Below are 13,260 nucleotides of genomic sequence, written 5' to 3' on the forward strand. Positions count from 1 at the left end.
CGCGACAGTGACCAATGACCGCTTAGAGATGCTTAACAGTCTGGATCTTGAAGGCCGCCCTGAAGACACACGGATCGTCGTTGCCATGTCCGGCGGCGTCGACTCGTCGGTGACGGCTGCGCTGTTGAAGTCGCAGGGCTATGACGTGGTCGGGATCACGCTGCAGCTCTACGACCATGGTGCTGCGACCCATCGCAAGGGTGCCTGCTGCGCCGGGCGCGACATTCACGATGCGCGCAATGTCGCGGAGCGGATCGGCATTCCGCATTACGTGCTCGATTACGAAAGCCGCTTCAAGCAATCGGTGATCGACAATTTCGCCGACAGCTACGCGCTCGGCGAGACGCCGGTGCCGTGCATCGAGTGCAACCGTTCGGTCAAGTTTCGCGATCTGCTCTCGACCGCCCGCGAGCTCGGTGCGCAGGCGCTGGCCACCGGACACTATGTCGCCTCGCGCCGGCTTGCCGACGGATCGCGCTCGCTGACTTGCGCGGCGGATGCCGATCGCGACCAGAGCTATTTCCTGTTCGCGACCACGCGCGAGCAGCTCGACTTCCTGCGCTTCCCGCTTGGCGACATGACCAAGCCGCAGACTCGCGAGCTGGCGCGGCGCTTCGATCTCGAGGTCGCCGACAAGCAGGACAGCCAGGACATCTGCTTCGTGCCGACCGGCCGCTACACCGACATCATCGGACGGTTGAAGCCGAATGCGATCGCGCCGGGCGACATCGTCGATCTCGCCGGCAACGTCATCGGCCAGCACCAGGGCATCGTTCATTTCACCGTCGGCCAGCGCAAGGGCCTCGGCATCGCCTCAGGCCATCCGCTCTATGTGGTCAAGCTCGATGCGGCGACGCGCCGGGTCGTGGTCGGGCCGCGCGAGGCGCTGCGGATGGATCGCATCGCGCTGCGCGACGTCAACTGGATCGGCGATGGCGCGCTGGATCGCGTGATCGGCGAGGGCATCGAGATCTATGTCCGCGTGCGGTCGACGCGGGCGCCGCAGCCGGCATGGTTGCGCGCCGCCGATGGCGGCTATGAGGTCGAGCTCGTCGCCGGTGAGGAGGGCGTGTCGCCGGGCCAGGCCTGCGTGTTCTACGACGCGGCCTCCGGGCAGGCGCGCGTGCTCGGCGGCGGCTTCATCAGAAGTGCGAGCGCGAGCCGCGTGGCGCGGGCCGCGACGCAGGATGCGATGGCGCCGCTCGCGGAAGCGGTTCGCGGCTAGACAGAAGAAGCATCGGGGCAGGGGAATGGCTGGGGACATCGACCGCGAGGGGGTCGAAAAGGCGTATGGCCGCTGGGCACCGATCTACGATCTGGTGTTCGGTAAGGTGTTCGATCAGGGCCGTCAGTCGACGATCGCGGAGGCCGACCGGATCGGCGGACGCGTGCTCGACGTCGGCGTCGGCACCGGGCTGTCGCTGTCGGAATATGCGCGCACCACAAAGCTGTGCGGCGTCGATATTTCCGAGCCGATGCTGCGGCGGGCGCTCAAGCGCGTGCGCGCGCTGGGCCTCAGCAATGTCGAGACGCTGGCGGTGATGGACGCCAAGCACCTCGCATTTCCGGATTCGTTTTTCGACGCGGTGGTCGCGCAATACGTCATCACCGCAGTGCCGGATCCCGAGGCGACGCTCGACGATTTTGTCCGCGTACTGAAGCCGGGGGGCGAACTGATCCTGGTCAATCACATCGGCGCCGAGAGCGGCACCGCGCCGCATTTTCGAGCTCGCCTTCGCGCCGCTAGCGCGGCGGCTCGGCTGGCGTCCGGAATTTCCTTGGGAGCGGCTGACCAATTGGGCTGCCAAGCATGGCGGCGTCAGCCTTGCGGAACGCCGGCCGATGCCGCCGATGGGGCATTTCTCGCTGATCCGTTTCCGCAAATCGTGAGACTGCGGCGGTTTTGATCGGGAACATCGGCGCGTGGTCACGGTTTTCTCGTCATGAGGATCAATCGAACACTCGCGTTGTCCTGGGCCCTGATCATGGCGCCCGTCGTTGCCGGGGCGCAGGCGCCGCCGACGCCCGCTACGCCGCCGGCACAGACTGCGCCGCCGGCGCCGTCGCGTGCCGCCGCGAATTGCGCGCCGCAGCAGCCTTCGCATCCGGGTGTTGCAGTTCCGGAGGGAACCACCACCGGGCAAGCTTTGGGCGACAAGCTAGCCAAATCCGACGGCGTGCTGTGTCCGCCGGCCGGCGTCGACCCCGAAAAAATGCAATGCGTGCGCCGACCCCCCAAGGCGGCAACACGCCGGTGATTCCGCCACCTGGCAGCCCCGGCGGCGACCCCTCAGTCAGGCCAAAATAGCCTCTGTCTGCAATAGTTTGCGGTCTCGTCCGGGTTTGCTTGACAGGCGTGCGTGCCACTCTTTATATGCCGCGCGTTCGCACCCGCGGCTTGCATGCCGCCGATCGCGAGCCCATGGCGGGGTAGCTCAGCTGGTTAGAGCACGGGAATCATAATCCTGGGGTCGGGGGTTCGAGTCCCTCTCCCGCTACCAACGTTCCCCCCGACATAGCCATGTTCGGGAAAAGGGCGGGATTGTCGCAAAGCGCGGCAAGACGGCCCTTTATGTCGATCCGTACACTCCGATTGTCCTCGGCATTCGCTTTGGTTCCCGCACCGCCAGGCCGGCCTGGGCTGGCATGCACGATGATTGCCGCGACCAATTCGCGGATGGTGGCGAACTCGGTCGGACTGCCGTGCTTCAGTTCATCGGCTAGTGCCACAACGGCGCGCTTGTAGCGGTCGAGCGCCTTGGGGTGCAGCGCGATGACGTTGTCGCTTTCTTTGGCACTTTCGAGCCCGGCCATGACTTTTGCTTTTTCCGCCTCAAGTTCCTGCATCCGGGCGACGAACCGTTCCGGCGGCATGCCTGCGACGACAATGGAGTCAACGATTCGGTTCATCTCGCGCTCGATCTCGCCGAGTCGCCGTTCTGGCCGTGCGCACTTGGTGATCGTCTCCTTTTTAAGGCGCTCGCCGCTGCGGGCGTCGAAAGTGGAAACGGTGAATCGCATGGGGTTGACGACCATGACAGTCAGGAAGAAAAGCTCGGTGCGAGCTGAGAGTAAACCGCCCAGCCGTGGTCTTCGAATCGGTCCGGGAGGTGAAGTGGAAATGATGACCGAGGCAGAGACACTAGCCGTTGTTGCGCAAGCCATCCGCGACGCATTGCTCAAAGCGGGACTGGCGGCAAGTGGAGCGGACGTTGCACCGAGAGGTCCAAGGGAAGTTCATCGGCTTGGTACGAGGCATAGGCCGGTCGACTGCGCGGCAAGGCCGCGAGTTTCCTCTCCATTGATTTACGTCAAACTGAAGCAAGTCCATCGCCGCTAGACAGATTTATCGGAAAGCCTGGGGACGCGATATGATGACCCTTTGCCTGAAGCCGCTGATGATTGTCAGTCTGACCGTCGTTTTCGCCGCGGCAGCTCACGCTGAAGATGCCGATGTCGGCAAGGTCGAATTTCAAGCCTCGTGCGCAAGCTGCCATGGTGTGGATGGAAAGGGCAGGGGACCTGTCGCTGAGCAGCTGAAGGTGCCGCCTGCCGATTTGACGGCTTTGGCCAAGAACAACAACGGGGTCTTTCCTATAACCGCCGTTTATGAAGCCATAGATGGGCGGAGAACAATTTCCGCGCACGGCACGCATGAGATGCCGATCTGGGGGGAACGATACAATCCCGTTAAAAGCTTGCCTCACATTGTCGATCCGGGCCTACGACGCGCTCGATCCTTCCCGGGATCTGCGGGAGGTCGTCGTGCGAACACGAATCCTCGCCGTTATCGATTATCTGAACCGCATTCAGCAAAAGTAGCGACAGTGAAGGCGTTCGGGATCGTCGTGCTGCCGATACTGCTCGGCCGCGGCGACGCGATCTCCTGCAATAGATGAGCGGCAGCCCTGTATGCGCGAAGGCGCGCCGCGCGCAACATTGATCCCCATCAAGGCCGCTGCGAGCAAAGTCGTTAGTGGTCATATGGAAAGTGGAGGATCAACGATGACCAGCATAATGCTTGATGCCCAGCAAATCCAGAACGCCCCGGCTCCCGTTCGCCTCTGGCTTGAGCAGCAGATATCGGCGGCTCTCAGTCCAAGGCCGGCACCCGGAGTGTCGTCGCCTCGCCTGGTTGCTTGCACGAGAGCCCAGGCAACGAACCTTCTCAATCGAATTAGACAGGTGCCATTTGCTGTCGAAGTGTTCTTCGGGCTCGCCCATCCCGAGATCTCCTTCGGCGAGCCGCCGGTCTTGACGTTCCGTCTCCTCGATCTTCAGCGTCGTGCTGGTTTGGACAACATCACCAAGCTCCTCGAATGCCTCGACCTCATCAACCGGGCGTTCGCCGAGATGTGTGACGATCCTGCCGCGCGGTTCTGTGATTTTGATGCCGCCGGGCACTGCTCGATTCTGCCAGGCACTCAGAACAGTATCGCTGCATTGTGGAAGGCACTCATTGCGGCGGAGCGGCCTGGCGCGCTGCCAATAGCCGCAGCCGAATAGTGCGGGGCGGGCACGAGATGAACCCGAAAAGGCCCTGCCGCAGGCCACCGAGGAAGTGGGCCGGCCGCCTGTCGTCATCCATTGTCATCATGACGTGGATGCTCCTACTGTGGCCCGGACAGGTACGAGCAGGAGAAATCCGGGATGTGCAAACACTTGCGCCTCTGGTCGGGAAGATCATCCAAAGTGTCGTCGGCATAAAAGCCACTACGGAGACAGCGGCGGTTTCCCGGTCGATCGACACGGGGCCCGGGCTTCCCAATGGTCCATCTCCCACGACGAAGGATGTGTATGGTGCGGGCGTCATCATCAAGGCGGAGTCCGGATTGATCGTGACGAGCAATCATGTGGTCAGCGGCGCCAAGACACTCTCGATCCGATTGCCGGACGGGCGCCAGCTTGACGCCAGGTTCGTGGTGGCCGACGAGCGATATGACCTGGCGATGCTGAGGATTTCGGCGTCGGGCCTGACCGCAGCTCGCATCGGTCGATCGATCGACGCAGAGCCCGGGGATTTCGTCCTTGCGGTCGGCGGCTCTTCGGGGCTCACTCAAAGCATTAGCTTCGGCATCGTCAGCGCTCTGCATCGTTCGTGGCCCGGCATCCCGTGCCAGGATCTCATTCAGACCGACGCCTTGGTGGATCGCGGCAGTGCAGGTGGGCCGCTGTTCAATCTGCGGGGCGAAGTGATCGGCATTGTTGCCGCCAGCACCGGTGAGACTGAATCCGAGCGCGCCTTTGTACTGGCGATTCCTTCGGATGCCATCGATCGTCTCTACATCAGAATGAATTAGGCGTTCCGCGGGATCGCGGATCGTCTTGAGGTGCGACCGATTTGATTAGCAGGCTGAATGGTGGCCGCTCAATGATCGTGCACCAGGATCAGTAAACCATGATCGGCGTTTCCAACAGGTGATCGTTCACTGCAATGACACCGGGGATTGCCTCCGCGGCAATCCGGATCGCCGCGCGCTCGGCGGCGGATGGCGCATATCCCCACAGGTCGACGACGCCGTTCTGTACGGTCGCGGTCAGATTGAAGGTGTGTGCCCATGGTTGCTCGCGAAGCTCGCCGAGTAATTTCTTCCTGATAGCGGAATCGGTGGGTGATATCTCCAACTTCGGCCGGGCGCTCGCGACGGCCTGGAGCAAGTTGGCCCGGCTGACGATGCCGAGGAGGTGGCCGGCTTCATCGACGATGGGGACACGCTTGATGCCATGGTTCTCGAGCAGCATCGCAATTTCATGTAGAGGTGTATCCGGCGCCGCGGTCACGACCTTGCGGGTCATGATGTCCGCGATCTTGACAGCATGGGACTTCACGTAGTCGGACGCCATTTGCGCGTCTCCGACCAGTAGTCGCAGCCACCACGAATACGGGCGCTCGGTGCCGGCTTCGGTCCGATGCATCAAATCGCTTTCCGTGACGATTCCGACGAGTTCGCTGTCCTTGCCCACAACAGGAACGGCGCTGATGCGGTGCTGGAGCAGCAGGGAAGCAACCCGCTGCACCGTTGCGTTAGAGTCCACCGTGATGACGGGTGACACCATGACGTCGCGCGCTTGCATGATCGTGCTCTCCGTAGACGGGAACATGTCACATTCTGCGGGATCTCGCGCAGGGGCGATTTGACCCCGATCAATCGGTCTGGAGTTCCCTGGCCGTAGAGAGGACTCGTTGAAGCGGAGGAGGTCGAGATGGCCGGAATTCCAAGGAAGGCGCTCGTGTTTGTCGGAGACGGTCGCAAGGCGCTATTGCTCCGCAACGAAGGCGACGATCGGTTCCCCAACCTGAAGGCGGAGGCTGTCTTCGAAGATCAGAACCCGGCGACGCATCTGCAAGGCACGGACCGCCCCGGACACTTCGTAAAGGGGATCGTCTCCGGTCAGCGGGGAGCCGTCGAACCGACGAACTGGCACGAGCTCGAGGAGTATCGATTCACAAGGCGGGTTGCGCGGGCTGCAGAGGCCATTGTCCGGAGTGGAAGAGCGACGGCGCTTGTCATCGTCGCTCCACCGCGTACTCTGGCACAGCTTCGAGCGACACTCGCTCCCGATGTCAGGCGCCACATCATTGCGGAGATTCCCAAGGATTTGACCAGGCTTCCCGTCGGGGAAATTGAAAAGCACATTGTGGAAGCGCTTGCGTCGCCCACACGATAGGCACTGTGCGGCCGACAGTGTCTCAAGAGCGAGTTCAAGGCTAAGTTCGTCTCGTCGTATAGAACAGCCAGATTGCGACTGCGGCCAGCAACGCCGACATTATCCGCCTGATGAGCATTGTGTTTGCGCGTTTTTCGATGCTTGGCCGGATAGCGTTTGCTGAAACGACGACAGCCGAATGAATTATGGTCGCTATAGTAACGTACGCCGTCAGCAAAATCGCAGTCTGCGGAAGCAATGGCCGTGCCTCATCGATGAAGGTCGGAAAAATCGATAGATAGAAAACACCGGCCTTGGGATTGAATAGATTGGTAATCAAGCCCCTGAGAAAAAATTTAGTGTTCGCCGTCGCTTCGATAGGTTTGGCGATCTCTTGCGGCGCATCGCGCCATCCTTGCCAGGCAAGCCAAAGCAGGTAGAGCGCGCCACCCCAGCGAAGGGCTTCGTAAAGCGGGTTGGAGGCAGCCACGATAGCTGCAAGGCCGAGCGACGATGCGATCCCAATTCCTAACAAGCCGAAGGCGACACCGGCTGTTGCGGCAAGACCGGCCCTGCGACCAGCCGACGCGGCCAGCACCGCGAGATAGCCCATGTTAGGTCCCGGTGTCAGTTCGATGAGCGTGACCGTGAGAACGAAAGCTAATAGAGAGTTTTCGCTCATGGCTCGATCCGTGTGCTCCCAACGCGGGGTTGCCCTAGATGTTGGTTCGATGGCTTGATCTGGGTCAAATTCTCCATGTCTGCCGTCTCTCTCTCTCTCTCTCTCTCTCTCTCTCTCTCTCTCTCTCTCTATTTCGAGCTTACATGGTTGCAGTCGGCGGAGGGCGCAACGGCCGCGAGCTTCTGCGAGTAGCTTTCGACATGGGCAATAAGGGTAGCGGCCCCATCCTCGACGGCGATTCCCATATGAGCTGACAGCTCGCCGAAATGATCTTGCGGCGAAAACCAGCGGCTATAAAAGCTGCACGGCTTATTGATCCAGATCAGCCTGGCCTTCTATTTTTGATCGATGCTGGCAGACCATCGCGTACACCAAGCTCTGGGAGTTTGCCCATGTTGGCTTTGGATGTCATGCGCGCGTCCTTCGCGACGATCAAACCGGGCGCGCCATTGCTCGACGCCGTCCGTCTATTGCTGGAAACTGGCCAGCGCGGCCTGCCCGTGCTCGATGGCTCAGGGGCGCTGGTCGGTGTTATCTCCGAGGGCGACTTCCTTCATCGTCGCGAACTCGGTGTGCATTGGCCAGAGGGCTTTTGGCTCGAATGGCTGCTGAGCAGAGAGGAGGGGCGGCTGGTCCGCGAGCGGACCCGGGCCCTCAGCGTCGACGCTGTGATGAGCCGCAAGCCCGTTTGCGTCGACGAACGCGCGACCGTGGATGAGATCGTTGCCGCAATGGACAATCATCAGATATCGCAGGTCATGGTTCTCCGAGATGCGCTGGTCGTTGGCATCGTTGGCCGCGTGCAGCTGATCATCGCGCTTGAGAGAATACTCGCGCGATCCGAGGGCGATTGATGCAGAAGCCGCGGGCAATTGTGGGGCGTACGATTGATCCGAGAGCGCTTTTTAGTCGAGCTCAGGAAGAGCGAGAAGTAGGCTAATTGCCGTGCCTTTCCATCAAGAATGCTATCGCTGAATTGACGTTGCTCAAGGCGTCTATGCATCCGGTCTCGGATGCTAGGCTATGCTCATTGAATGCTGACGAGGTCCGCCATGACTGATCGAATGAAGTTGCCTGCCGTCGAGCAACCTGTGAAATATGGAGCAGATATTGGTTGCGAATGGTCAGGCGATCGCCGCCGGCTTCTGGATGCGTTGGAGGACGACGAAGTTCGTGAGGTCCTGAAGCACGATGCGGCGCTTGCTCCCTCCAAAGCAAAACGACAGGCCGGCGCATGATTGACGAAGGCGGTCTGCGATCAACCCATCCGAGCTCGATCCCGAAGCCGACCCAACGTGTCGACAAGGCCGCGGCACTCCCGAGTGATCAGCCCGAGGGCGTCGAGGGGGACACTCGCGCGCCCGGCGCTCTGCGCAACATCCTGCAATCGTCAAGCTATCAAGAGGCGGATCAGGACGAAAATTTCCTGCAGAGCGAAGCCACACGCGGCATTCGCCTCCAACTTGATTTTCTCAAGGCCGAAACCTTGCTGCGAGAGCATCAGATCGCTCATACGATCGTCGTCTTTGGCAGCACTCGCATTTGCGAGGCGCCGGCGGCGCGCCGGGCCGTTGCCTCGATAGCTGATACGCTGGCATTGAATCCCGACGATGACGGTTTGCAGCGCCGTCTCAAGGCGGCACGGCGTATTGCGGCGAACAGCAAGTATTACCGAATCGCGCGCGAATTCGGACAGATCGTCGGTGCCGCAAGCGAAAAGGCCATCGGCGGCCGCCTCCTGATCATGACCGGTGGCGGCCCGGGCATCATGGAAGCAGCCAACAGGGGTGCGCACGACGTCGGGTCCCAGTCGATCGGACTGAACATCACCCTTCCAAAGGAGCAGGACCCTAACCCATATGTCACGCCCGAGCTGTGCTTCAGGTTTCACTATTTTGCAATGCGAAAGTTGCATCTCCTGATGCGCGCGCGGGCGCTGGTGGCGTTCCCGGGTGGCTTTGGCACGATGGACGAGCTGTTCGAAGTGCTGTCGTTGGCGCAAACCCGAAAGATTGCGCGGGTGCCGGTCGTGCTGGTTGGCGAGTCGTATTGGCGTCGCGCGTTTGATCCGGACTTCCTTGTCGAGGAGGGTGTCATCGATCAGGAAGACAGGGACCTGTTTTGGTTCGTAGAGTCGGCCGAGGAAGCCTGGCAGGGCATTCTGCGGTGGTACGAGGCGGCCGGCCGGCCGCTTCTTCCGATCGGAGACAATGCCTCACGGGGCAAGTCGATCAGTCAAGAGGTCGGATCGTGAAGTTATCCTTTCATGGCGCCGATCGAGCGGTGACCGGGTCCTGTCACCTGGTCGAATGCCTGAACCGACGCATTCTGATCGATTGCGGTCTTTTTCAGGGAAGCCGCGACCTGGTAGAAGAGAACGTCGCCGCCTTCGGGTTCGACCCCGCGACCATCGACTATGTTCTGCTGACCCATGCCCATCTCGATCACTGCGGCAGGATTCCATTGCTCGCCAAGCGAGGGTTCAGGGGTGAGGTGATCACGACTGCGGCCAGTCGTGAACTGACCCGCCTCGTGCTGGTCGATGCCGCGCATCTTCAGGAGGAAGACGCGCAGCGGAGGGCCCGCCAGTGGCGCAGACGGGGGAAAGAAGAAGGGTCGTCGCCGCTCTATACCGTCCTCGATGCGCTCGATTGCTTCGATCGGTTTGGAAGGACGGCTGAATACGGGCAACCGTTACAGCTCGCAGAGGGACTTCGCGCAACCTTCCTCGATGCCGGCCATATCCTGGGCTCTGCGAGCATCCTGATCGAGGTCGCCGAGCACGGCCGGATGCGTTCGGTCCTGTTCTCGGGTGATCTCGGCAACGCCGGTCGTCCGCTGCTGCGTCTCCCGAGCCCTCCGGCGCGCGCCGACATTGTCGTCATGGAATCGACGTATGGCGACAGGCGCCATCGATCGCTGAAAGACTCCATCGAGGAGCTTTACGGTGCGATCGGCAGCACGCTGGCGCGCGGCGGCAACGTCATCATCCCGACCTTCGCGCTCGAGCGTGCCCAGGAGATCCTCTATGTGCTGCGCCAGGGGGTAGAGCGCAGCAGGTTGCCGCCGGCCATGCAAATCTTCCTGGACTCACCGATGGCGATTTCGGCGACCGAGATATTCAAGCGGCATTCCGAATGTCTCAGCTCGGAGGCCGCTTCCATGTTTCGTGAAGGGCGGGATCCACTGCACCCGGCAAACCTGCGTCTGGTCCGTGAAAGTGCCGATTCGGTTGCCATCAACAGGATAACCGGCGGTGCCGTCATCATGGCCGGGTCCGGGATGTGCACCGGCGGCAGAATTCGCCATCATCTTCGGCATAATATCTGGCGCAAGGAATCGGCGGTCGTATTCGTCGGATACGCCGCCTCGGGAACGATCGCGCGGCAGATCATCGATGGGGCCAAGTCCGTGCGGCTGTTCGGCGAAGACATTGCGGTTCGCAGCACGATTTACACGATCAACGGATTTTCAGCTCATGCGGACCAGCAGGAGCTGCTCGCATGGCGACGCACGATCGAGGGATGCGAGGCAACGTTCCTGGTTCATGGCGAAGAGCCCGCAATGCAGGCGCTCGCCGCGCATTTCGAGGGACAGCGGGTTGAGCTGCCGCGTCTGGGCGACGTGTTTGATTTGTAGGCGGCCTGCGAAGGCGAGCCCGATCCGGTCGTTTCAGCTCGCCGCCTTCATGTCCTCGGGAGATTCGACGTAGAAGCCGGTATAGGTATCCACGAAGCAGAGGTGATCATGCACCTTCTTGACGCCGGCGGTGCTCTCCGCGGCCACGATGGTTGCTTCGCGCGCATGGTCACTGGTGACGATGCCATGCAGATGGACAACGCCGTTGCGGACGGTCACCTCGAACCCGATAGGGCGCCAGCTCACGGCGTCGATCTGCCGGAGGATACGATCGCGGATATGATCGTCGTCTGCGGTCGGATCCGGAATCTCGTGCGTCAGACTGGCCACGGCCTGGAGCAGATTTGACCGGGTCACGATGCCGACAAGGTCCTTGCCGCGCACCACGGGCAAGCGCTTGATGCCCTTTTTCTCCATCAAGTGCACCAGCTCCTCGAGCGGCGTTTGTTCCTCGACCGTGACCGGATCCAGTGTCATCACGTCCTCGACCTTGCGACCGCGTTCGTGGACGAAGTCCGCGGCTGCGCGGCCAGGTCCGACCAGGAACTGGAGAAAAGCCGAACGCTTGCGCCCGGTTCCGATTTCGCCGCGGCGCATAAAGTCGCTTTCCGAGACGATTCCCGTCAACTTGCCGTTGTCGACGACCGGCAGGCCGCTGATATGGTTTTGAAGCATGATGTTGGCGGCATCCTCGATCGAGGTCCGAGGCGTAACGGTGACGACATTCCTGGTCATGATCTGGTGGGCGCGGCATGTATGCCTCCAATGAGCCTGTCGGGTCAAAATAGGGGCTTTCCGGCCCCCTTCTTTGAGCTGGCTCAACCGGCTGCAACGGCGTTCGCCACGGAACCAGAACAGCGCCCCGATGCCGCCATGGTGACTTCGACAATGCGAGATTGCGACGTTGGCCAATGTGGTCGCCTGCTGCCGATAGGCGACGTCGGGATCAGCAAGGCATTCGATGCATTCGTATGGAATATCATGCTATCGAGGGTGGGCGCGGCGTGGTGCCTGTAGCGCCAATGCTCTCCGTCGCTTCGTCGCGCTGCGCTCCGACATCTGGATGGCGATCGATAGCGAGCCGAACAGGAAGATCATCAAAATCGCTCTTGCCGTTTCATTGGTCAGTGCAGAAGCTCCGAATGCGCGGTGGTCTGGGGTTGAGCGCGATCGCAGCGGAGCGTTGTTGCTCTGGATCAACAAGGCGACGTGCGATTTTTAGAGTTGTCCACGCCATCATCAGCGTTCCCGAAGCACATGAGATGTCCCTCGCCGTGCCGCCTCTAGTGAGCCTGCTTCTCCTCGACCTCCTGATCTTCAGGAGATTTCAGATAGTAGCCCGAGAAACTATCACCCCAGCAGAGGTGATCATGCACCTCAAGGACTCCGGGAACGTTCTCGGCCGCGACGATCGCAGCCTTGCGAAATCTGCTTTCGGTAATCACGCCGCTCAAGTGGACGATGCCGTCTCTGACGATGACGGTGAGTCCTAACGGACACCAGGCGTTCCGCTCGATCTCGTCCAGAATGCGCCGCCGGATCTGGTCGTCGTTCTCCGTCGGAGCGGGTACGTCGCGTGCAAGGCTTGCTACCGTTCGCAGCAAGTTGCTGCGGGTGATGATGCCGACAAGCTTGCCGCCGCGAACCACCGGCAGCCGCTTGACGTTGTTCTTCTCCATCAGTTCGACAACCGTTGTCAGCGATGCATCTTCAGGCACGGTGACCGGCGCGCGTGTCATGATCTCCGATACCTTGCGTCCATGCTCGAATACGTAGTCCTCGGCCCATTTTCCCGGTCCGAGTACGAAAGTCGCCAACCAGTTGCGTTTCCTTTCGGTGCCGATCTCGCTGCGATGAAGGAAATCGCCTTCGGTGATAATGCCGACGAGCGTGCCGTCGCGGTCGACCACGGGAAGCCCGCTGACACGGTGCTGAAGCATGATGTTTGCCGCGTCGAGGATGGTGCTGTCCGGCGTTGTCGAAAGCACCTTGCGGGCCATGATCTGGTGCGCGTACATCCGAGTATCTCCGATCGTTCTGGAACGTAACATTCAGCTTAGCGCTGGACACGTGGAATGTGTTGATCTGACGCAAGCGACAAACTGTGCGCGGTTTGATCTGGCGCAATGTCACGCGGGATCGCTGCGTTACAAGGTGCGGGTCCTTGCAGGCCGAACACGCACGTCCTTCAGAGAGGCCAGATCGTGTTGCCGGGCTGCGTTGGATGAGGGCGGCGTTCGCCGGTGCGTCCCCGTTGGTGGAGCCGCTCTTCCCTTGGACCGTTCCAGTAT

The 13,260-nt window shown here is 61.2% G+C and carries 15 protein-coding genes, 1 tRNA gene and 2 pseudogenes; 14 read left to right on the top strand and 4 right to left on the bottom strand.

What is annotated here, in order from left to right:
- The first annotated feature begins 28 nt into the window (after positions 1 to 28).
- The 8 genes and pseudogenes from mnmA to ACVWW1_RS37360 all read left to right on the top strand — a co-directional run bounded on the left by mnmA (position 29) and on the right by ACVWW1_RS37360 (position 5,300).
- The gene (gene mnmA, locus ACVWW1_RS37325; protein WP_207835238.1) at positions 29 to 1,225 is read left to right on the top strand and encodes a tRNA 2-thiouridine(34) synthase MnmA; all 1,197 of its coding nucleotides are present in this window, start codon (positions 29 to 31) and stop codon (positions 1,223 to 1,225) included.
- Positions 1,226 to 1,250: 25 nt separating this feature from the next.
- Positions 1,251 to 1,890 (top strand): annotated as a pseudogene (locus ACVWW1_RS37330) (class I SAM-dependent methyltransferase).
- A 53-nt stretch (positions 1,891 to 1,943) separates the two neighbouring features.
- Positions 1,944 to 2,308, top strand: a pseudogene (locus ACVWW1_RS37335) (hypothetical protein).
- A 116-nt stretch (positions 2,309 to 2,424) separates the two neighbouring features.
- Positions 2,425 to 2,501 (top strand) — tRNA-Met (locus ACVWW1_RS37340).
- A gap of 262 nt (positions 2,502 to 2,763) precedes the next feature.
- Positions 2,764 to 3,069, top strand: coding sequence for a hypothetical protein (locus tag ACVWW1_RS37345; protein WP_456659314.1), 306 nt, complete (start codon positions 2,764 to 2,766; stop codon positions 3,067 to 3,069).
- A gap of 302 nt (positions 3,070 to 3,371) precedes the next feature.
- Entirely contained in the window at positions 3,372 to 3,899 is a 528-nt protein-coding gene (locus ACVWW1_RS37350) for a c-type cytochrome (protein ID WP_456659315.1), read from the top strand.
- Positions 3,900 to 4,005: 106 nt separating this feature from the next.
- Positions 4,006 to 4,506: a hypothetical protein gene (locus tag ACVWW1_RS37355; protein ID WP_456659316.1), complete on the top strand. Its 501-nt coding sequence runs from the start codon at positions 4,006 to 4,008 to the stop codon at positions 4,504 to 4,506.
- Between the two features lie 89 nt (positions 4,507 to 4,595).
- Positions 4,596 to 5,300 (top strand): S1C family serine protease, encoded by a 705-nt coding sequence (locus ACVWW1_RS37360; protein ID WP_456659317.1) that lies wholly within the window; start codon positions 4,596 to 4,598, stop codon positions 5,298 to 5,300.
- An 88-nt stretch (positions 5,301 to 5,388) separates the two neighbouring features.
- Here ACVWW1_RS37360 and ACVWW1_RS37365 read toward each other — a convergent pair whose 3' ends face one another.
- Complete coding sequence (locus ACVWW1_RS37365; RefSeq protein WP_456659318.1) at positions 5,389 to 6,075, bottom strand: CBS domain-containing protein; 687 nt, start codon at positions 6,073 to 6,075, stop codon at positions 5,389 to 5,391.
- Positions 6,076 to 6,204: 129 nt separating this feature from the next.
- On the opposite strand from ACVWW1_RS37365, the gene ACVWW1_RS37370 reads away from it, so the two are divergent.
- Positions 6,205 to 6,669, top strand: a complete 465-nt coding sequence (locus ACVWW1_RS37370) for a host attachment protein (protein ID WP_456659319.1) — start codon at positions 6,205 to 6,207, stop codon at positions 6,667 to 6,669.
- A 40-nt stretch (positions 6,670 to 6,709) separates the two neighbouring features.
- Here the strand turns inward: ACVWW1_RS37370 and ACVWW1_RS37375 are convergent, their stop codons facing one another.
- Positions 6,710 to 7,330: a LysE family translocator gene (locus ACVWW1_RS37375; protein ID WP_456659320.1), complete on the bottom strand. Its 621-nt coding sequence runs from the start codon at positions 7,328 to 7,330 to the stop codon at positions 6,710 to 6,712.
- A 392-nt stretch (positions 7,331 to 7,722) separates the two neighbouring features.
- On the opposite strand from ACVWW1_RS37375, the gene ACVWW1_RS37380 reads away from it, so the two are divergent.
- The 4 genes from ACVWW1_RS37380 to ACVWW1_RS37395 all read left to right on the top strand — a co-directional run bounded on the left by ACVWW1_RS37380 (position 7,723) and on the right by ACVWW1_RS37395 (position 10,969).
- Entirely contained in the window at positions 7,723 to 8,184 is a 462-nt protein-coding gene (locus ACVWW1_RS37380) for a CBS domain-containing protein (RefSeq protein ID WP_456659321.1), read from the top strand.
- A gap of 198 nt (positions 8,185 to 8,382) precedes the next feature.
- The gene (locus ACVWW1_RS37385; protein WP_456659322.1) at positions 8,383 to 8,568 is read left to right on the top strand and encodes a hypothetical protein; all 186 of its coding nucleotides are present in this window, start codon (positions 8,383 to 8,385) and stop codon (positions 8,566 to 8,568) included.
- Positions 8,565 to 9,584, top strand: coding sequence for an LOG family protein (locus ACVWW1_RS37390; RefSeq protein ID WP_456659323.1), 1,020 nt, complete (start codon positions 8,565 to 8,567; stop codon positions 9,582 to 9,584). Before ACVWW1_RS37385 ends, ACVWW1_RS37390 begins: the two co-directional genes overlap by 4 nt.
- Before the next feature lie 29 nt (positions 9,585 to 9,613).
- Complete coding sequence (locus tag ACVWW1_RS37395) at positions 9,614 to 10,969, top strand: MBL fold metallo-hydrolase RNA specificity domain-containing protein (RefSeq protein WP_456659324.1); 1,356 nt, start codon at positions 9,614 to 9,616, stop codon at positions 10,967 to 10,969.
- Positions 10,970 to 11,002: 33 nt separating this feature from the next.
- Here ACVWW1_RS37395 and ACVWW1_RS37400 read toward each other — a convergent pair whose 3' ends face one another.
- Positions 11,003 to 11,704: a CBS domain-containing protein gene (locus ACVWW1_RS37400; RefSeq protein ID WP_456660770.1), complete on the bottom strand. Its 702-nt coding sequence runs from the start codon at positions 11,702 to 11,704 to the stop codon at positions 11,003 to 11,005.
- Between the two features lie 328 nt (positions 11,705 to 12,032).
- Between ACVWW1_RS37400 and ACVWW1_RS37405 the strand changes: the two genes are divergently transcribed.
- Positions 12,033 to 12,191 (top strand): hypothetical protein, encoded by a 159-nt coding sequence (locus tag ACVWW1_RS37405; protein WP_456659325.1) that lies wholly within the window; start codon positions 12,033 to 12,035, stop codon positions 12,189 to 12,191.
- Positions 12,192 to 12,252: 61 nt separating this feature from the next.
- Here the strand turns inward: ACVWW1_RS37405 and ACVWW1_RS37410 are convergent, their stop codons facing one another.
- Positions 12,253 to 12,987 (bottom strand): CBS domain-containing protein, encoded by a 735-nt coding sequence (locus ACVWW1_RS37410; RefSeq protein ID WP_456659326.1) that lies wholly within the window; start codon positions 12,985 to 12,987, stop codon positions 12,253 to 12,255.
- Between the last annotated feature and the right edge of the window lie 273 nt (positions 12,988 to 13,260).

It is taken from the genome of Bradyrhizobium sp. JR3.5 (assembly GCF_054057015.1).